Below are 18467 nucleotides of genomic sequence, written 5' to 3'. Positions count from 1 at the left end.
ATCGTCATCTTCGTCGTCATCGTCGTCGGCGGCGGAGCTATCGTCATCGATGTCGTCGTCGGCATCGTCGCCGGCGGCAGACGAATCATCGTCACCGCCGCCGCAAGCGCCGGCCGCGAAGAAAGCGGTCAACACCGTCAAGGCCGCAAGACACGCCGGGATGATTTTCATCGCCGAAGCCTCGGAATGATCGCGTAAAGTCCCCTCAGCCGCCGCAGCAACCCCCGTCATCGTCATCGTCGTCGTCATCGCCCGTGGCCGCGTCGTCGTCGTCATCATCGTCATCGTCATCATCGTCGTCATCGTCCGCCGCGTCGTCGTCGCCGCCCATGTCGTCGTCCGCCGCGTCATCGTCGTCCGCAGTGTCGTCGTCGCCCGTCACGTCGATGCCCGTGAAACGCACCGCGTCGATCGCCCAGTAGCCGTCGCTGACAAAGCCGCTCGTGTAGTGGAAACGCACCTGCACGTCGGGGTTCGTGTCGGCCCAGTCGCCGAGCGGCGCAATGACGACCTGCTCCGTGCCGTCGTCGTTGATCGTCGGGGTGAGCGCGGTGAAGCCGTCGGTCTCGTTGCCGACGAGCACCTCGGCCGCGTCCGCCGCGTCCTTGGACAGGAACGAACTTGCGAACACAAGCTGCACCTCGCCGAAGTTCGTGCAATCGACGGCGGCCGTGGTCAGCGTCGTGTCGCCGGTGCCGTTGGCGATAACGTCTAAGAAAAAGCCCGCGTCGGCGATGACAAAACCGCCGGCGATCTGCGCCCAGCCGGCCGTGCCCGCGCGGGAGCGGGGATCGTCGTCGCGCCAGATCACGCCGCCGGCAAGGGCGTCCGCGGCGACCCAGTCCGCCGGGATGCCGCTCGTGAATTCTTCGGTCGCGATGGTCGCGGCAAACGCCGGCGCCGCGGACAGGCAAATCGCGGCCACCGCCGCGAGCATCAGAATCGAATAGACAGAACGCATATTGGTATCTCCCAAAGGTTCGGCGAATCGTAAGCGCGGGGCGCGGTTGGGGGCAAGGCTCCCAGCCTCGCGTTGCCAAAAACCGCGCGGCGCGCCAAGTTAACGCGCGTTTCCTCAAGAGATATCGCGATGCCCGAATCAAGCGACGACAACGGCCGCCCGGACGCAGCCGGCATGAACATCGCCTCCGGCGAAGGCGCGGCGACGGCGATCGATCCCGGCGCGCCGGGCGCGGCGGGGCAGGCGGCGCCGGGGCCGGACTCGTGGCTATTGCGTCAGGCGCGGATGGTCCGGCCGTGGGTGGCACTCCTTGTCGCCGCGGTGCTGCTGCTTGTGCTCGACCGTGCGATGCTCTCGCTCGAAAGCCGACCCGGCCTTGCGCTTCGCAACGAATATCAATCGACCAACGCGCTTTCCTACATGCTCGCGCGCATGAAACGCGTCGATCCGTCCGTCGCGTTTCTGGGCGCGTCCGTGTTGCAGGGCGTGACGAACACGACGCCCGAGGAAACCGCGCCGGTGCTCGTCGAGGCGATGCTTCGCGAACAGGGCATCCAGGCGCACACCTTCAACACCGCGACGATGGGCGCGAACTTCGGCGATCAATACGCCATCGCCCGCGCGGCGCTGAAATCCGGCGCGGATGCGATCGTCCTGTCAACGCACTACAAACTCTTTTCGTCGCACATCGCGGTCGGCAATCCGTTGCGTTACCGGGAATTGGCGTTCCACGTGCGCGGGGATCCGAGTCTCGGCGATTTGCGCAAGGACTACGAGATCGACGCGACCGAATGGCTGCGCATCCGCCTGCGCGGCAACCTCGAAAACGTCTGGGCGCTCTACCGCCTGCGCAGCGTTTTCTGGAATTCCGTCACCGGCTCGATGGACTCGCCGTTTGACCAGCTCCAGGACGCGTGGGCGCGGCGCATCGGCGTGAACCTAGAGGGCGACGTGGGCCGCAATGTGCTGCGCAACCTGGATCCCGCGCGCCGCGACCGCACGAACATCTGGAAGGAGATGATCGAGTTTCACCACGAGCGCGAGCGGGAGATCTACGAACAGGTGCACCTGAACCGCTACAACGTGTACCTGCGCCTTTTGCGGCGGACGATCGCCCAGGTGCACGACGCGGGCGTGCCGATCCTTGTCTATCTCACTCCGATCAATCGCGCGTTGAACGACGAGCAGCGCTACTTCACGTGGCAGAGTTTCGACAACTTCCGCGAGGTCGTCGCGCGCGCCGCGAAGGATGAGGGCGCGCGCGTCGTCGATCTGTCGCACGCGATTCCGCCCGCGCATTTCACGGACCTGGATCACCTGACGCGGCGCGGACACGCGATGCTTGCCGAGGCGCTCGCGCCGCCCATCGCCGAGCTTCTGGCGGAGCGCAAGACGCCATGAAGCTGACGAGCCTTGTCGTCATTTTCTGGGGCATCGTCCTTTATCTCGCGCTGCGTTTTCTTGTGCCCGCGCGCTTTCGGCCGAAGATCCTGCTATTCGTCTCGATCTTCGCGATCTTCTCGCAGGGGCCGATCCTGCCGATCGGCTTCGCGTTCGCGCTCGTCACGTTTTTCGTCGTCGCGGCGGGGCAACATTTCGCCAGGCGCCTCTCCGGCCGCCCGCCCGGCGAAACGCGCACGCTGTTGCGCAACGCGATCCTCGCGATCGTCGCGCCGCTTGTTTTCTTCAAGGCGATCATGGCGATCCTGCCGCCGACGTTCGTGCGCCTGGCCGATGCGATGTTCCCGCACGTGGACATCCGCTTTCTCGCACCGCTTGGCATCAGCTACCTGACGTTCCGCGTGCTCGCCTACGTCTTCGAGGTGCGCGCGGGGCGGATGACGCCGCTCCCGTTCGCGAGGCTTCTGCACTATGCCGCCTTCTGGCCGACACTGATCTCCGGCCCGATCGAGCGGCCGCGGCCGTTCGACGAACAGGACACCGCGCCGCCGATGACCTCGCCCAACCTCGCCGAGGGACTGATGCGCATCGCGTCCGGCGCGGTGAAGGCGCTCATGATCGGCGAGTTTTTCGGACGGATCGCCAAGCCGCTGACCTCGCTTACCTCGCCGGACGGGCCATTGATCCTGATCCAGACGAGCGTCGACCAGATGTGGATCTCGACGATCGCGTATTACTTCCACATCTACTTCAACTTCGCGGGCTACAGCGACATCGCCATCGGGCTTGCGCTCGTGTTCGGTTATCGCATCCGCGAGAATTTCGCCTGGCCGATTCTCGCGACGAACATCGCCGCGTTCTGGCGGCGCTGGCACATGTCGCTGACGGGCTGGGTGCAGGACTACGTGTACATCCCGATGGGCGGCAACCGAAAGGGGCCGCGCCGCGCGACCGTCAACACGTTCGCGGCGATGGTGCTCGTCGGCGTGTGGCACGGATTCGGGCTGCACTACGCGCTGTTCGGCGCGTATCACGCCGCGCTTTTGACCCTCTTCCGCTGGTGGCGCACCGGCGGCCGCGACCGAATTCCGCTTCCCGAAGGACGCGGCGGGCGCTCCCTGGCGTGGCTGTTCACGTTCATCGCGATCGTGCTCGGCTGGCCGATCTTCGTGCTGCCGCTCGACATGGCGATCCACGTTTATATGAAGATGTTCGGCCTGGCGTATACCGGGTTTGACCCCAGCGTGTTCCTCGCGCCGGAGATGTTCGAGGCGCCATGACGCTTGACGCGCGTCAAGTCCCGCAAGATTTTCGATCCGGCGTGCGCGGATGGTGGTACGATCGAATCGGGGTGAGCGTCATGATGCCGGTCGGCAACACAAGGCAAGGCGCGAAACGTAGCAACGCGAAGAGGGAGGCGCGCGTGGCCCGGGTGAACGTTCTGATCACCTGCGTGCTGGCCGCCGTCCTCGCGATCGCCATGAGCGCGGCCGCGAAAGATGGCGCCACCGGGCCCGCCGAGTCCGGCAACGCATTGACGCTCGCCCCACGCACCAACGTCGACGATCTCTACATCACCGCGCCCGGAAACTTCGACACGTTCAGCACCGATAGCGGCGCGCTTTTCAAAATGCGGCGCGAAACGCTCTATCGGCGCGGCCCGTTCGATGTCGTTCTCGACGGCGGATCGTACGGAGCATTCTCCACACGCACGCCGTTTGCCTCGCCGTTCGGCGCGCCGTTCGGAACGGACGTCGGATACACCTCCGTCACCTGGCGCTATCACGGCCTGTTCGGCGGCGTCGTCCGTCCGGTCATGCGCATGACCGGCGCGGGCGGGACCGTGGCCCTTCCCGCGGACATGACGGCGAGCGCGTTTGACACCGGGCGCTTCGGCATGCTTGTGCCGGAGGCGGGCGTGGAGATCGTCTACAAGGGCTACGGCCTCGGCATGACGGTGAGCTACCCGCTCGTCAACGCGTGGGACGGAACCGCCGCGGACGTCACCGGCCACTTCCCCGATCCGCGCGACCGGCCGGATGGGGTGAGGTGGGAAGATTTGTGGAAGAACGTCTACCTTATTGTCGAGTGATTACGAATGGGGAATTGGGAATTGCGAATTGGGAATGCCATCGCAACGGGCATAATCGGGAGTTCGCGGTTTTTTGTGACGTGACGATGAGTTGAAAATCGCCGACGCCTCGCGCATCAAGACCGTGAGTCGTTGTTCCCGCTCAATATTACGCATCGCCCCTTATCCTCCTCTTTTTGGAAGCGGTTACTCGCGACGGCATTCCCAATTCGCAATTCGCAATTCCTCATTAATACTGGCTTGGCTGTCCGCCGATAAACTCCCTCAGCACCGAATCGCGCGGCACTTCCTCCGGGAAGATCGACAGGAAAAGGTCGAGGAACTCATAAAGACGGTGCGCCTCCACCCACGCCGGATCGTCCTGCGGCACCTCGAGCAGGAAACGCTTGGCGTACGTTGTCAGCACCGCGTGCTCGTAAACGAGCGCGGTGTTGAACATCAGATCCGCGTCCTCCTGGAACGGGAAGATATACCGCTCCTCGCCCGCGCGCACCGACGCCCACGTGTGGATCGTCTGCGCCGCGGAATAGCCGCGATACAGCCGGTCGCGCACGATGCGGCGCACCAGGCGCGTGTCGGACGTGAACACGCGGTTGTGCTGATCGATCATGAGTTGCGTCAGCGCGGAGACGAAAACCTTGTACTTGCGTTCCGCCGGCACCAGCTCGTGCAGGCGGTCGTTCAGCGCGTGGATGCCCTCCATGATGAGCACCTGGTCGGATTCCAGGCGCAACGGAATCGTCCGCGTGCCGACGCGTTGTCCCGACAGAAAATCGAAGATCGGGCTTTCGACGTCCTGCCCGTCGATGAGGCGCTTTAAGTGCTCGTTGAAGAGCGGGATGTCGAGCGCCTCGATGTGCTCGAAGTCGTACGAGCCGTCCGGGTGCTTGGGCGTCAGCTCGCGGTTGACGTAGTAGTTGTCCATCGACAGCGTCACCGGGCGAATGCCGAGGATGCGCAGATACGTCGCCAGGCGCCGCGAGAACGTCGTCTTGCCCGAACTGCTCGGGCCGGCGATGAGGATGACGCGAACGCGCTTGCGCTCCTTTTCGATCAGCGCGGACGCCTCGACGATGCGTTTCTTGAATAACGCCTCCGCGCCCTCGATGACCTGGTTGATCTGGCCGGAAACGCACGCATCGATGAGCTGCGGCACGTTCGACACGCCGAGGATCTCGTCCTCGCGCCGCGTCTGGACCATGGTGTCGAACAGTTTGGCCTGCTCGCGTTCCGGCGGCGGCGCGGGCTTTCCGTTGCGCAGCGGGAAACGAACGATGAATCCGTGGCGGAACGGCTCGACGGAAAAGCCACGGATCGAGCCCGTCGCCGTTGCGATCGGCCCCCGCAGAAGATCGAAAAATCCGAGCAGCTCCACGATGGACAGGCGCGAGCGCGGCATCTGCGTCACGTACCGGACCTTCTCCATGTGCCCCATCGCCGTAAGGATCTCGACGGCCTCGTCGGCGTACACGGGCCGCGTCTCGATGCGCACGTTGTCGGCGACGATGCGCTCCATCTCCGCGCCGATCTTCCGGACGATGGCGGGCGTCGCCTTCTTGCCCGAAAGCTCGAAAAAATACCCGTGGTGGATGCTCTGTCCCGTGTGGACCTCCGCCTCGGGCCACAGGCGGCGCACCGCCGCATAGAGGATCAGGCAGCACGTGCGGCGGTAGATGAACGCGCCTTCCTTCGTGCCGTAATCGACGGTGCGCGCGGTGGCGTTGCCGCTGATGGTCCGCGCGAGGCTCTCCAGGCGGTTGTTCATGATCGCGCCAAGGGGCGCAAGCTTGCCCGGATGCGGCGCCATGTGCAGATAGTTCTCGATCCGGTCGCCGCGCCTGGCCTTGAAACGCACGCCGTTGAGCGTCACGTCGAAAAGGCGCGCCTCGGCGATCGCGCTCACGTCTCGGATTTCCTGACTCATACGCCTCCAGTTCCCGCGATCCGTGCGGGGGAATCTCGAAGCGTAGCACGAGGGCGTTCGCTGCGAAAACGCGCGGCGGATAAACGACGGCCCGGCCTTGCGTTATCGCAAGCCGGGCCGCGTTGGTTTTCGCGATCGCGCGCCGCGCGCTATTGATCCTTGGTCAGGAACTTGTGGTAGCTCGCCATCCAGTAGGCCGTGATGTAATCGACGCCCGGCCGCGTGACGAGCGGGTTGTCCGATCCGCAAGGCTCGTTCCGGTACGGGCTGCGCTGCCACAGGAAGTCCGTGGTGCACTGCTCGAGCACCGGGTGCGCGTCGATCGACTGTGGATCGACGCTGCCGAAAAGTTCCTCGAGGAACGGATACTGCGTTTGCAGGTTGTCGAGCAGCACGGAGACCGGATCGATCGGCAGGTCGGTCGGATCGACGTAATACACGGTGTTCGGCGCATCGCGGAAATCGCCGAGGTCCTCCTCGAGCTGATCCTGATATTCGGTGTCCGCCGGATTGTAGTCGCCCTGGCTCATGAAGATCGTGTTGAAAAACGCATTGTGCGCCAGGCGGTTGAACGTGTGTGTCTGCGTCTCGAACATGTCGAGAATGTTCGCGTAGTCGTCCGGCGACAGGTACACCTTCCCCAGGCGCAGCAGCGAATACATGTTCTGGTGGCCGAGGTTGTTGCCGTAGAACTGCGCGTAGCGGTTCATGAACGAGATATTCATCAGGCGCAGGAACCCGCGGCGCGAGTCCTCGACCCAGTGACGCACGACATCCGCGAAGCGCTCCTCGCCCGTGATGTGATAGCCGATGAGCGACCACGTGAGCTGCTGCGACGGCAGCACGTTCGGCCCGGCCGTCGTGGGGACGCCGTCCACGTCGGTGATCCACCAGTCCTCGGCGATCAATTCGTCGAGCACCTCGGCCACGTCGTCGGCGATCTGGTCGCGCATCGCCTGATCGTCGATGAGGTCGTACGCGGTCACCATGCCGAAGAACCAGCCGGTGTATTGGTCGCGGCTCGTGTTGCCTTCCCACCAGTCGCCCGCGTATTCGCCGGTTTCGATGTGGTGGCAGTGGTCGCGGCCTTCGCACCACGCGTCGCTCGGGTAGATCAGCGGATCCTGCGGCGCCACGTAGCGCGCAATGAAGCCCGTGCGTCCCGTGACGTGCAGATGGCGCGACAGCGAGGACGCGGTCTTGAGCGCATTCGTTTTTGCCTGCGCGTCGCCGGTGACGTGGTAGCGGAACGCCTGGCCCGACAAGTACGTGCCCGACCAGATCGAGCTGTCGCCGAAATCGCCGTGGCCGGTGATCGTCGTGTGCGTGTCGTCGCTGTAGCTCGTCGTGCCGACGGTGCTGCCGTACCAGGGCTGATGGTTCGCGAGGTGGAAGTCGTCGTAGTCGATCGCCTTTTCGCGCATGGGGCCCGCGGCCGGCGCCTCGTTGTAGGTGTCCGGCTCGATGTTCGACTGCGGCCAGTCCGCGACGAAATCGTCGGCGAAATCGTCGTCGCCCGTATCGTCATCGCCGGTATCGTCATCGAACGTATCGTCGTCGGACGTGTCGTCATCCGCGTCGTCATCGGACGTGTCGTCGTCGGCGTCATCGTCCGTGTCGTCATCGACGCTTGTGTCGTCGTCGGCGTCGTCGTCGTCAAACGACGTGTCGTCGTCCGGCGCGGCGTCATCGTCGTCATCGTCGTCATCGTCGCCACACGAACACGCGGGCAGCGCCGCCGCGACGAAAAGCATGAGCACCAAAAGCCACGGCGTGGCGGTCGCAAGTCGCATCATGAGAGTCCTTTGGTCGAACGCGCGTTTTGCGAACGGCGTTCGTGGTCGTTGAAAAATGCCAAGCCGCTAGGAAGCGGGATAGGGATTTTAGCGGAAGTGAGTCGTAACCGGAAAGAGCGGAACTTTCATGGCGAGGTTTTTCACTCAAAACAGGCGGGATCCGCCTTCGCCAAGGCTACGCCGCCAGGCCGCCTGCGCTCCCGGCCTCCGCGCTCTATGCGCCTTCGCGTGAATCCCTCAATCCTCCGGCGCGAGAAACACCGTCGAAAGCGGCGGGAGCGTGAGCGAAATCGAGTACGGGTGACCGTGCATGGGGATGGGCTCGGCCGCGACACCGCCCCAGTTGCCGGCGCCGCTTCCGCCGTAGGCGTGCGCATCGCTGTTCAGCACCTCGCGCCAGAAGCCGGCACGCGGCACCCCGATGCGATAGCCGAAACGCGGGACCGGCGTGAAGTTGCCGATGACGGCCACCTGCCGCGCGCCGTCGTGCGATGTTCGCAGGAACGACAGGATGGACTGCTCGGTGTCGTTGCAGTCGATCCAGGAAAATCCGCCGGCGTCGAAATCGCGCCAGAGCGCGGGCTCGCTTTTGAGCAGGTGATTCAGATGGCGCACCCACTCCTTCAGTCCGCGCTGGAAGTCGAATTGCAAGAGCCCCCATTGCAGTTCGCCATCGTGATTCCACTCGTCGCCCTGTCCGAACTCGCAGCCCATGAACAGGAGCTTCTTGCCCTGAAAGCCCCACATGTAGCCGTAAAGCGCGCGCAGGTTCGCGAACTTTTGCCAGCCGTCGCCGGGCATCTTTCCGAGCATCGAACCTTTGCCGTGGACGACCTCGTCATGCGAATACGGCAGCACGAAGTTTTCGTGGTGCGCGTAGATCATCGCGAAGGTCAGCTTGTCGTGATGAAATTTGCGGTGAATCGGATCGCGCGAAAAATACTGCAACGTGTCGTGCATCCACCCCATGTTCCACTTGTACCCGAACCCCAGGCCCCCGACGTACGTCGGCCGCGACACCGCCGGAAACGACGTCGATTCCTCCGCGTACGTCGTGCAGCCGGGGTGATACTGAAACACCGCCGCGTTGAACCGCTTGACGAACGCGATCGCCTCCAGGTTCTCGCGCCCGCCGTGGCGGTTCGGGATCCACTCGCCCGCCTTGCGCGAATAGTCGAGGTAGAGCATCGACGCCACGGCGTCCACGCGAAGGCCGTCGATGTGGAACTTGTCGAGCCAGTAAAGCGCGCTCGAGATGAGGAAGTTGCCCACCTCGTTGCGGCCATAATTGAAGATGTACGTGCCCCAGTCCTTGTGCTCGCGCTGGCGCGGGTCCGCGTGCTCGTAGAGGTGCGTGCCGTCGAAATACGCCAGGCCGTGCCAGTCACGCGGAAAATGCGCCGGCACCCAGTCGAGGATGACGCCGATCCCCGCGCGGTGCAGCTCGTTCACGAGATGCATGAAATCCTGCGGCGTGCCGAATCGCGACGTCGGCGCGAAATAGCCGATCGTCTGATAGCCCCAGGAGCCGTCGAACGGGTGCTCCGTCATCGGCAGCAGCTCGACGTGCGTGAATCCCATTTCCGCGACGTATGGCGGAAGCACCTGCGCCATCTCGCGATAGGTCATCCATCGGTTGCCCTCGTGCGGCACGCGCCGCCACGAGCCCATGTGCACCTCGTATATCGAAATCGGCGCGTCGAGGGCGTTTCGCCGCCAGCGGCACTCCGCCCACTCGCCGTCGGTCCATCCATACCCGGCAATATCCCACACGACGCACGCCGACTTCGGCCGAAGCTCGAACAACGTCGCGTAGGGATCGATCTTCTCCGCCGCGAAATCGTGGACGTTCGACTTGATCCCGAATTTGTAGAGCGTGCCCGCGCCGACGCCGGGGACGAATCCGTCCCACACGCCGGAGCCGCCGCGCGAGGAAAGCGGCGTCGCGCCCCAGCGCCAGCCGTTGAAATCGCCGATGACCGACACCTCGCGCGCGTTCGGCGCCCAGACGGCGAATCGCGTGCCCGGAACGCCGTCGCGCGTCGTGACATGCGCGCCGAACTTTTCGTACGAGCGGTAAAAATTCCCCTCGCCGAAAAGGTGCAGATCGTAATCGGTCAGAAACGACGGGTCGTTCATAAAACAAATCGCCGGAATCGAGCGCGTGAATCCACGTGCCTTAATGCACCGAATCGCGCATCGACACAACGCGCGACCGGGAAAAACGCGGCGGCGGGCACGGTTTTCAGCGGTTTGTCGGCCGGAGTGGGTCGACGAGGCGCGCGGATTTTATGTGTTGCCCGACGACTTCGTTCGGAAATGCGAAACGGCGGATAAATCGCCCGTTGGAATGGGGTTATGGGGGAGATCGCGTTTGAACGCGCGTTTCGCGTGAATGTCGCTGTTGATGTCGATCGCATTTGTCGCATCGAGCGCGTCGATCGCGTGCGTCGGTGGACGCGGGGTGCGATAATTCCGCCGGCAAGGCGTCCTGTGGCGACGCATTTGCCGACGCGATCGTGGAACGTTTCAACGGACGGTGTGTACCTCGAGACGCCAGGATCTGAAAATGACGGCAAAAGGCATGCGGGTGCGCGGCGATGTCGGTCGGAACCGGGAGTTGCGCATGCAGGTTCTTTCCAGGCTGTCCGTTTTCGCCCTGATTTTCGCATTCGCGCATGCCGTTTCGATTGGGTGCGACGGCGGCGACCACGGCGTGTCGCGTGACGAAACGGCGGTGGATGACAATGACGACGCCGCGGCCGCGCTACCGGAGGACCAGCCCGAGCCCGGCGGATCGGGTTATTGCTGGGACGGCGTTTGGGAGATCGTCGTCGAATGCCAGACCGTCGCCTTGATTACCGGCGCGCACGAAGTGACTCCCGAGCAGTGGGTCGAGTTGTGCGAATCCGGTGAGGAGATGATCCTTTGCATGGTCGATTGCGCGTGGGCATCCGATAATTGCGGCGACCTGGGATGGTGCGTGAACGACTGCATCCTGGAATATGCGGGAGTCGGTGAGGATATTCCGTGCGACACGGCCATGGAGATCCTTTTTGACGATTGCGGCTGGGAGTCGCCCTGGCCGAGTTGGCCGTTTGACCGCGACCAAGCCGAGGACGGGTGCTGGCAGCAGGATTTGTTCATGGAGTGCCTCGCGGGTTGCGCCTTGAATGGAGACTCCTGCGATACGGTCGAAGACTGCATCGACGAATGGTGCTGGGATCCGGATTAATCAAGGCGCGCCTGCGTTATGCCTGGAGCCGCGGCGTTGCGCGACGGACCGGCCATACGCCCGCGGTGTTGGGCGAAACGCGAAAATTCCGCTAAATTGCACAGTCGGAATGGGGCACATCGGGGGATACGCCATGAGCGCGCGTTTCGTGTGGTTGACGCTGATGATTTCGATCGCGTTCGTTGCATCGAGCGCGTTGATCGCCTGCGTCGGTGGGGGCGGGGACGACGACGACGAGGACGACGAGATCGACGACGAGTTTCCCGGTCCCGGCGGCATCGGCGGCGACGACGACGACGATGACGACGACGATGACGGCGCGGACGACGATGACGATGACGACGACCTGGGCGATGACGACGACGGCGCGGACGATGACGACGCCGTCGATGATGACGACGCGCTGGATGACGATGCCGTGGACGACGATGGGGCCGATGACGACGCCTCCGACGACGACGCGACGGATGACGACGTGTCGGACGACGATCTCTCCCCCGCCACGTGCGCGGAAATCGCCGACGACATGGTGAACGGCTGCCTGGTGGGATTCGGCGGCGAGGACGCGGCTTATCACCAGGACTGGTGCGAGGAGCTCGAAACCTGGCTGGCGCAATTCGCCAAAACGACGAGCCCCACGTGGAGCTGTTTTGACGACTGCGCGCAGACGACCTGCGAGGTCGATTGCTTCAATGCCTGCCTCGACGTGGAGCCCACGGGCGGCTGCACGGTTTCCGTCGACAAGATTTACGACTGCGGCATCGGGTTCGTCATCAACGGCACGGACTACCAGATCTTCGAGGCCGAAATGATGAAGGTCTGCGGCAAAACCGGCCATCCGTGGTCGTGCTACGAAATCTGCGCCGACACCTACTGCCCGGGCGACATCGACACGGCGATCGACTGCATGAATCTCTGCTGAGGGGATTCACCGCGAAGGCGGAAAGAACGCGAAGGTCTTTCGGAAACAAGGCATGGGTCCCTCATCCGTGCTCGTCGCATTGTCGCGGCGATAGAATTCGCTGGCAGAACCCAAGGGAGGGGTATAGTGTGACGTCGTTGCAATGATCGAGGGTGGCCATGAGTCGCTACTTGGTGCTACGGCTTCTCGTCGCTTTTTCGTCCTTGATATCCGTTCCAGTTATTGCGTCGATTGAGCGGTTCCCCCAAATATCGGAAATTTCCAGACTCTCGGACGTATTCGCCGAAAAGAACGTTAGTACGCCTGCCGACGCGAAAGCGAATCCAGGTCTGTCTTGTGCAGGGCGATACTGGGCGTTTGTCCCCATACCGGACGCCGAAAGAGCGACTTGGGCTTTAACGTCGTTTTTAGCGTTTTATGCCTGGTGTGAGACCGATTTGGCACGGACAGACTGCACTCGCGTCGCGTTCGACATGTTTCTCCTCAGTGTCGGCGCGCCCTTGTATCCAAACATTGAAACGATTTTTGACGTTGACGATATGACTTGTCGTGATTTCGCCATGGTGAACTACGAAACGAATTACGGAGAAGCTTCCGCCCATTGTAATCCCGACGATTTTCTCAACTACTTCGCGTGCACCCTTGAAGCGTCGATGACCTCGTTTTTCGAATTACCATGCGATTACTACGAGTGCGTTGGCGACTGGCCGGATTGGCTGCCCCCGGAAGGGTTTACGGTTGCGGCCGCGATCGCGTCGCCGCCGCAAATCAAGCCAGACACACGTTATTTGTTTGAATTCGAAGTCGAAAACACGAGCCCGATGGGAAACGGCAATTGGATCGACGCGGTCAACTTATTGGCGCCGGACCGGTGGCTTCTTCAGCCGGGCGACGCGATTAATCCCCCTTCGTTGCATGGCGAAGGCGACTGGATCAATTCCCTGTCTTACGATCCGCCCGCGATCCGCTGGGAATACGTGCCCTACGACTCCTCGACCGGCGGTGACGTTCGCGAAGGCGAGAAGCAGACGTTTTTGTTCTACGCGACGACCGACAGTCTTCCGGGGCGAAAATTTGAATTTACCGCATGGTCGTACCTTGGACCGTGGTCGACCGGTAATTTTTCCTTGCCTCGCGACCCAGACGACGACGCGGTTGACGACGACGCATCCGACGACGATACGCCCGATGACGATTCCGCGGACGACGATGAAATGTCCGACTATGACGATGACGACGATGCCGCGGCTTCCGGCGACGACGATTCGAGCAACAACGATTCCGCGGACGACGATGACGACGACGATGGCAACGGCGGGTTTTTCAATTGCTGATCTGGCGTTTCACCCGAACGACCGAACCTTCTCAGCGTCCTTAGCGCCTTCGCGGTGAAAACCCTGGCGCGATGAATCGCGCCCCTACGACGTCTCCACCAGCTTCCGGATGCTCGCCTCCGACGGCGGCTCGGCGACGCCGCGCTCGGTGAAGATCGCGCGCACGAAGCGTGCGGGGGTGACATCAAACGCGGGGTTCCGCGCGGCGACGCCTTTCGGCGCGATGACAAGCCGGCCGCGCACGTTCGTCACCTCGTCCTGCGCACGCTCCTCGATGGGGATGTCCGCGCCGCCTTTCGTGGCCGGGTCGATCGTCGACAGCGGCGCTGCGACGTAGAACGGCACGCCGTTTTCGCGCGCGAGCACCGCCACGGTGTACGTGCCGATCTTGTTGGCCACGTCGCCATTCGCCGCGATGCGATCCGCGCCGGTGACCACGAGGTCGACTCCGCCGCGCGACATGATGTGCCCGGCCGCGTTATCCGGGATGATCGTCACATCGATGCCGTCCGCGGCAAGCTCGAACGCGGTCAGCCGCGCGCCCTGCAGAAGCGGGCGCGTCTCGCAGGCGAACACGCGCACCTTCTTCCCCGCCTCGGCCGCCGCGCGCACGACGCCGAGCGCCGTGCCGTAGCCGCCGGTCGCGAGCGCGCCGGCGTTGCAGTAGGTCAGGATCGTCGCGCCGTCGGGCACGAATTTGGCGCCGAACGCGCCCATGCGCCGGCAGGCCGCAATATCTTCCTCGTGGATCGCGCGCGCCTCGTCGATGAGCGCCTCGCGCGCCGCGTCGGGGCCGTCACCGATCGTCCCGGCGTAACGGCGCGTCATGCGTTCGATCGCCCAGAACAGGTTGACGGCGGTCGGCCGCGTGGAGGCGAGAAGCGCCGCCGCCGCGTCGAAGGTTTCGCGCAATTTCGCCGGATCGTCCGGCCCGCGCACGACGGCCTGCGCGAGGCCGTACGCCGCGGCGATGCCGATCGCCGGCGCGCCGCGGACCGCGAGCGTGCGGATCGCGTCCGCGACCTCGTCCGTGTTCTTGCAGGCGAGATAGATTTCCTCGTCCGGCAGCGCGCGCTGATCGATCATCACCACGTCGCCGTCGTTCCATTCGATTGTCTTGACCAACGGTCGGCTCCCCCAATTTCGCGGCGTGATGTGCCGCGGACATGGACAATATGGACAGGATGGACGGGATGGACAACATATTCCGTGCCCAGGCCTTCGACATTTCCCGCGCGCGCGACTATAAGATTCACCACGTTGCCCTTGCTGCCGATAGATACGGGCCGGACTTTTTCGCCGCATTCATGGAGGTGTGCGTGGCGGGGCCGCTGAGCTTCGATCTCGTCGAGGACGACGCGGGCTTCGACCGTCTGGCTGGCGAGTGGGCGTCGCTGCTGGCCGATTCGCCCGCGGACCCGCTTTTTTCCTCGCACGCCTGGTGTCGCGCGTGGTGGCGGCATTACGGCGCGGGCCATATGCTGCGCCTCGCGATCGCGCGCGACGAGGACGGCCGGCTTGTCGGCCTCGCGCCGATGTACCGGCGCACGATGACCGCGCGCGAACTCGAGCGCGAGATGGTCGGTGACGTGCGCGTTCCGATCGCAACGCGCGGCGGGGCCTATCGCGTGCTACAAGGCCTCGGCAACGGCGAAAACTGCTCGGACCTTCTCGGCTTTATCGCGGCCAACGGGCGCGTGGACGAGGTGTGGTCCGCGCTATACGGATTTCTTTCGCGCGACGCCGGCGATTGGGACATCCTCGATCTGGCCGACGCGGACGACGAGACGCCGGGGCTTGAGGCGCTGCAATACGCGGCAATGTCCGGGCGCGTTTCGCGCTATCGCGTGCTGTACGGCGCGCCGTACGCGGACCTGCCGGGCGGCTACGACGCCTACCTAGATACGCTCTCGAAAAAGAGCCGCTACAACGCGCGCAAGAAGGTGAAGCAGATCGGTGTGTATCACAAGATCGGGCATCGCTATCACGAGGACCCCGCCACGCTGCCCGCCGCGATGACGCGCCTGTTCGAATTGCACGAAGAGCGCTGGAAAGCCGAGGGCGGCAGCGAGGCATTTGCCACGGACGCGATGCGCGCGTTTCATCGCGAGTACGCGGCGGGCGCGCTTTCGCGCGGCGAGTTGCGGCTCGGGTTTCTCGACATCGACGGCGAGCCCGCGTTCGTGACCTACGCGATCCACGCCGGCAACCGGTACTACCTCTATCAGCAGGGCGGATCGTCGAACTATCCGAAATACAACCTCGGTTACGCGGCGCTTTCGTTTTCGCTTCAGGACGCGTGCGCGCGAGGCGCGAAACGGTACGAATTCCTGCGCGGCGAGGCGGAGTACAAGCTGCACTGGTCGAACGGATCGCGGCGGCTTGTGCAATTCCTGTCGGGCCGTACGATTGCCGCCATGCGGTTTTTCGCGCGCGCGTTCATCAACACCGACCCGGCCGTGCGCCGCACGCTCAAGCGCGTGATCGAGCGAGGACGCCGTTGACGCACCCATTCCGCACGCTTGTCGCGACCTTCCTTGTCGCCGCCGCGGTGCTGGCGACCGAGATCATCCTCACGCGCGTGTTCAGCGTGGTGATGTGGTATCACTTCGCGTTTCTCGCCATCAGCGTGTGCCTGTTCGGCCTCGGGCTCGGCGCGCTTGCGCTGCACCTGTTCGGCTCACGCATCCGCGCCGGCGAAATGCCACGGCACCTCGGGCGCGCGGCGGTCGTCATGGCGCTTTCGCAGATCGCCGTCGTCGCCCTGCTGCGCACGATGAAGCTCGGCGACATGGATCTTTCCGTCGCCTTCCTCGCGAAGATGTCCGTCGTCTTTCTTGCCGCGTCCGCGCCGTTCGCGGGCGCCGGGTTTTTCCTTGGCCTTGTCTTTTCGCGCGGCGCCGACCGCATCGGCGCGATCTACCTTTCCGACCTCGCGGGCGCGGCGGCGGGGTGCGTCGCGACGATATTCCTTCTGGATGTCCTTGGCGGCGAGGCGGCGCTGCTTGGCACGGCGCTCGTCGCGATCGCGGGCGGGCTGGTCGCGTGCGCCGGTATCGCCCCGCGCGAGGAGACGTATTCGCTCGCCGGCGCGGCACTCGTGCTCGCCTCGATCATCGGCGTCCATTCGGCCACGGGATTTCTGACAATCCATCACTCCAAGGGCAACGACGAGCCGGATCCGATCGTCGTGCGCTGGAACACGTTCTCGCGCGTCATCGCGTACCACCGGCCCCAGATCGGCGACATCATGCTCGAGATCGATGGCGTCGCGCACACGCCGGTCACGCCGTACACGGGCGACGCCCAGGCGACGCAGACGCCGGACGCGAACCTGCAGCGCCTGCCGTACGAGTTTCTCGAAAACGAGGACGTGCTGGTGGTCGGCTCCGGCGGCGGCGAGCACATCCTGACCGCTCTCGCGGCCGGCGCGCGGCACGTGCTTGGCGTGGAGATGAACCCGATCATCATCGGCATGGTCGAGCAGGAGTTCGCGTCCATGGCGGGCGGGCTTTTTCAGGCGCCGAACGTGGACGTGGTGCTCGCGGAGGGGCGCTCGTATATCGCGCGCGCGCCAAAGAAATTCGACGTCATCAACTTCACGCTTGTGGACACCTGGGCCGCGACCGCCGGGGGTGCGTTCGCGCTGACGGAAAACTACCTGTTCACCAAGGAAGCGTTTCACGAGTACTTCGACCACCTGACGCCGCGCGGCATGCTCGCCGTGAAGCGCTGGCGCGACGCGCCGGAATACGTGCTGCGCATGGCGGCGCTCGGCCGCGCGGTGCTCGAGGAGCGCGGCGTGGATTCGCCGGAAAATTGCGTCTTCGTCGCCACGAACGACAAGTTCGCGAACGTGATGATCCGCAACACGCCCTTCACGCTCGACGACATCCACGAATTGCACGCCGATGCCTTGGCGCTCGGCCTTGAGATTCTCTACTCCCCGTACACCGAGACGGGACTGGCCGCCATCAAGCAGATGCTGCGCGCGCCGGTGCTGGCCGATTGGCTTCGCGCGCAGCACCTCGATCTTGCGCCGCCGACCGACAACCGGCCGTTCTTTTTCAACACGCTGCGTCTGTCGGACCTGGCCGAATCGTTCAAGCTGGCGTGGAGCGCGAAGATCCGCAATGTCGGTCTGCTCATCGTTTTCGCCCTGTTCGGCATCGCGTCGGCCTTTGTTGCGCTGCTGATGCTGGGGCCTCTTGTCGTCATCCGCCGGCATCGCCTGTTGCTTTCCGGCCACCTGCGCGCGGCGTTGTTTTTCGCGGCGATCGGCGTCGGTTATCTCGTACTCGAGATCGCGGTGATGCAGTCGTTCATCCTTTACCTGGGCCACCCGACGCTGACGCTCGCGGTGTTCCTGGCGACGCTTTTGGCGTCGAGCGCGGCGGGTTCGGGCGCGTCGTCGTTCCTCGGCAAGCGAAAACCGCGTTTGTCGCTTGTTGTCGTCGTTGTGCTGCTGATCGGCGCGGCGCTGCTATTGCGCGCCGGTTCGCCGCGCGTGTTCGCCGCGACGCTCGGGTTGCCTGTCGCGCAGCGCGCGTTCATCACCGTTTTGCTGCTTTTCCCGCTGGGATTCCTGATGGGCATGCCGTTTCCGCTCGGCGTGCGCGCGGTCAATGAAGACGAGACGGTGCCGTGGATGTTCGCGGTCAATTCCGCGGCGTCCGTGCTGGGCTCGGTGGCGGCGATAGTTCTGGCGATGTCGTTCGGCTTCACCGCGGCGACGCTCGCGGGCCTGGCCGCCTACGGTCTGGCCGCCGCGGTTTATCCCGCGGACGAGGGGTAGCGCTTTC

At 64.1% G+C, this 18467-nt stretch carries 13 protein-coding genes; 8 read left to right on the top strand and 5 right to left on the bottom strand.

The annotated features are described in order from the left end of the window. Positions 1-205 precede the first annotated feature (205 nt). Complete coding sequence (locus K8I61_02300; GenBank protein MBZ0270840.1) at positions 206-961, bottom strand: hypothetical protein; 756 nt, start codon at positions 959-961, stop codon at positions 206-208. Positions 962-1090: 129 nt separating this feature from the next. Between K8I61_02300 and K8I61_02295 the strand changes: the two genes are divergently transcribed. From K8I61_02295 to K8I61_02285, 3 genes are all read left to right on the top strand, one after another. After that, positions 1091-2362 carry a hypothetical protein gene (locus K8I61_02295; GenBank protein MBZ0270839.1) on the top strand — a complete coding sequence of 424 codons (1272 nt, stop codon included), beginning with the start codon at positions 1091-1093 and terminating at the stop codon, positions 2360-2362. Then, a complete protein-coding gene (locus tag K8I61_02290) occupies positions 2359-3642 on the top strand; it encodes a hypothetical protein (GenBank protein MBZ0270838.1) in 1284 nt (427 codons plus the stop codon). The genes K8I61_02295 and K8I61_02290 overlap by 4 nt, the downstream gene beginning before the upstream one ends. Before the next feature lie 143 nt (positions 3643-3785). Then, a complete protein-coding gene (locus K8I61_02285; GenBank protein ID MBZ0270837.1) occupies positions 3786-4454 on the top strand; it encodes a hypothetical protein in 669 nt (222 codons plus the stop codon). Between the two features lie 229 nt (positions 4455-4683). On the opposite strand, the gene K8I61_02280 is transcribed toward K8I61_02285, so the two are convergent. From K8I61_02280 to glgB, 3 genes are all read right to left on the bottom strand, one after another. Continuing rightward, positions 4684-6357, bottom strand: coding sequence for a nucleoside kinase (locus K8I61_02280; GenBank protein ID MBZ0270836.1), 1674 nt, complete (start codon positions 6355-6357; stop codon positions 4684-4686). A gap of 170 nt (positions 6358-6527) precedes the next feature. Further along, on the bottom strand, positions 6528-8174 hold the full coding sequence (locus tag K8I61_02275; GenBank protein ID MBZ0270835.1) for a hypothetical protein: 1647 nt from the start codon (positions 8172-8174) through the stop codon (positions 6528-6530). Between the two features lie 237 nt (positions 8175-8411). After that, entirely contained in the window at positions 8412-10313 is a 1902-nt protein-coding gene (gene glgB / locus K8I61_02270) for a 1,4-alpha-glucan branching protein GlgB (GenBank protein MBZ0270834.1), read from the bottom strand. Positions 10314-10743: 430 nt separating this feature from the next. On the opposite strand from glgB, the gene K8I61_02265 reads away from it, so the two are divergent. From K8I61_02265 to K8I61_02255, 3 genes are all read left to right on the top strand, one after another. Further along, positions 10744-11409 carry a hypothetical protein gene (locus K8I61_02265; protein ID MBZ0270833.1) on the top strand — a complete coding sequence of 222 codons (666 nt, stop codon included), beginning with the start codon at positions 10744-10746 and terminating at the stop codon, positions 11407-11409. Between the two features lie 133 nt (positions 11410-11542). Beyond that, on the top strand, positions 11543-12331 hold the full coding sequence (locus K8I61_02260) for a hypothetical protein (protein ID MBZ0270832.1): 789 nt from the start codon (positions 11543-11545) through the stop codon (positions 12329-12331). Between the two features lie 560 nt (positions 12332-12891). Further along, positions 12892-13665, top strand: a complete 774-nt coding sequence (locus tag K8I61_02255; protein ID MBZ0270831.1) for a hypothetical protein — start codon at positions 12892-12894, stop codon at positions 13663-13665. Positions 13666-13749: 84 nt separating this feature from the next. On the opposite strand, the gene mtnA is transcribed toward K8I61_02255, so the two are convergent. Next, positions 13750-14970, bottom strand: coding sequence for an S-methyl-5-thioribose-1-phosphate isomerase (gene mtnA / locus K8I61_02250; GenBank protein MBZ0270830.1), 1221 nt, complete (start codon positions 14968-14970; stop codon positions 13750-13752). 14 nt (positions 14971-14984) lie between these two features. On the opposite strand from mtnA, the gene K8I61_02245 reads away from it, so the two are divergent. Together K8I61_02245 and K8I61_02240 are read left to right on the top strand one after the other, a co-directional pair. Next, positions 14985-16169: a GNAT family N-acetyltransferase gene (locus K8I61_02245; protein ID MBZ0270829.1), complete on the top strand. Its 1185-nt coding sequence runs from the start codon at positions 14985-14987 to the stop codon at positions 16167-16169. After that, positions 16166-18460 (top strand): hypothetical protein, encoded by a 2295-nt coding sequence (locus tag K8I61_02240; protein ID MBZ0270828.1) that lies wholly within the window; start codon positions 16166-16168, stop codon positions 18458-18460. Before K8I61_02245 ends, K8I61_02240 begins: the two co-directional genes overlap by 4 nt. The last annotated feature ends 7 nt before the right edge of the window (positions 18461-18467 follow it).

This window comes from bacterium (genome assembly GCA_019912885.1).
GTDB lineage: Bacteria > Lernaellota > Lernaellaia > JACKCT01 > JACKCT01 > JAIOHV01.
Note: the sequence above shows the minus strand (reverse complement) of the source record. Positions and strands in the feature narration are given on the sequence as shown.

Coding starts and splice junctions, on each gene's coding strand:
- K8I61_02300 (MBZ0270840.1), bottom strand. CDS start 961: ATGCGTTCTGTCTATTCGATTCTGATGCTCGCGGCGGTGGCCGCGATT.
- K8I61_02295 (MBZ0270839.1), top strand. CDS start 1,091: ATGCCCGAATCAAGCGACGACAACGGCCGCCCGGACGCAGCCGGCATG.
- K8I61_02290 (MBZ0270838.1), top strand. CDS start 2,359: ATGAAGCTGACGAGCCTTGTCGTCATTTTCTGGGGCATCGTCCTTTAT.
- K8I61_02275 (MBZ0270835.1), bottom strand. CDS start 8,174: ATGATGCGACTTGCGACCGCCACGCCGTGGCTTTTGGTGCTCATGCTT.
- glgB (MBZ0270834.1), bottom strand. CDS start 10,313: ATGAACGACCCGTCGTTTCTGACCGATTACGATCTGCACCTTTTCGGC.
- K8I61_02265 (MBZ0270833.1), top strand. CDS start 10,744: ATGACGGCAAAAGGCATGCGGGTGCGCGGCGATGTCGGTCGGAACCGG.
- K8I61_02260 (MBZ0270832.1), top strand. CDS start 11,543: ATGAGCGCGCGTTTCGTGTGGTTGACGCTGATGATTTCGATCGCGTTC.
- K8I61_02255 (MBZ0270831.1), top strand. CDS start 12,892: ATGGTGAACTACGAAACGAATTACGGAGAAGCTTCCGCCCATTGTAAT.
- mtnA (MBZ0270830.1), bottom strand. CDS start 14,970: ATGCGGCGAAAAAGTCCGGCCCGTATCTATCGGCAGCAAGGGCAACGT.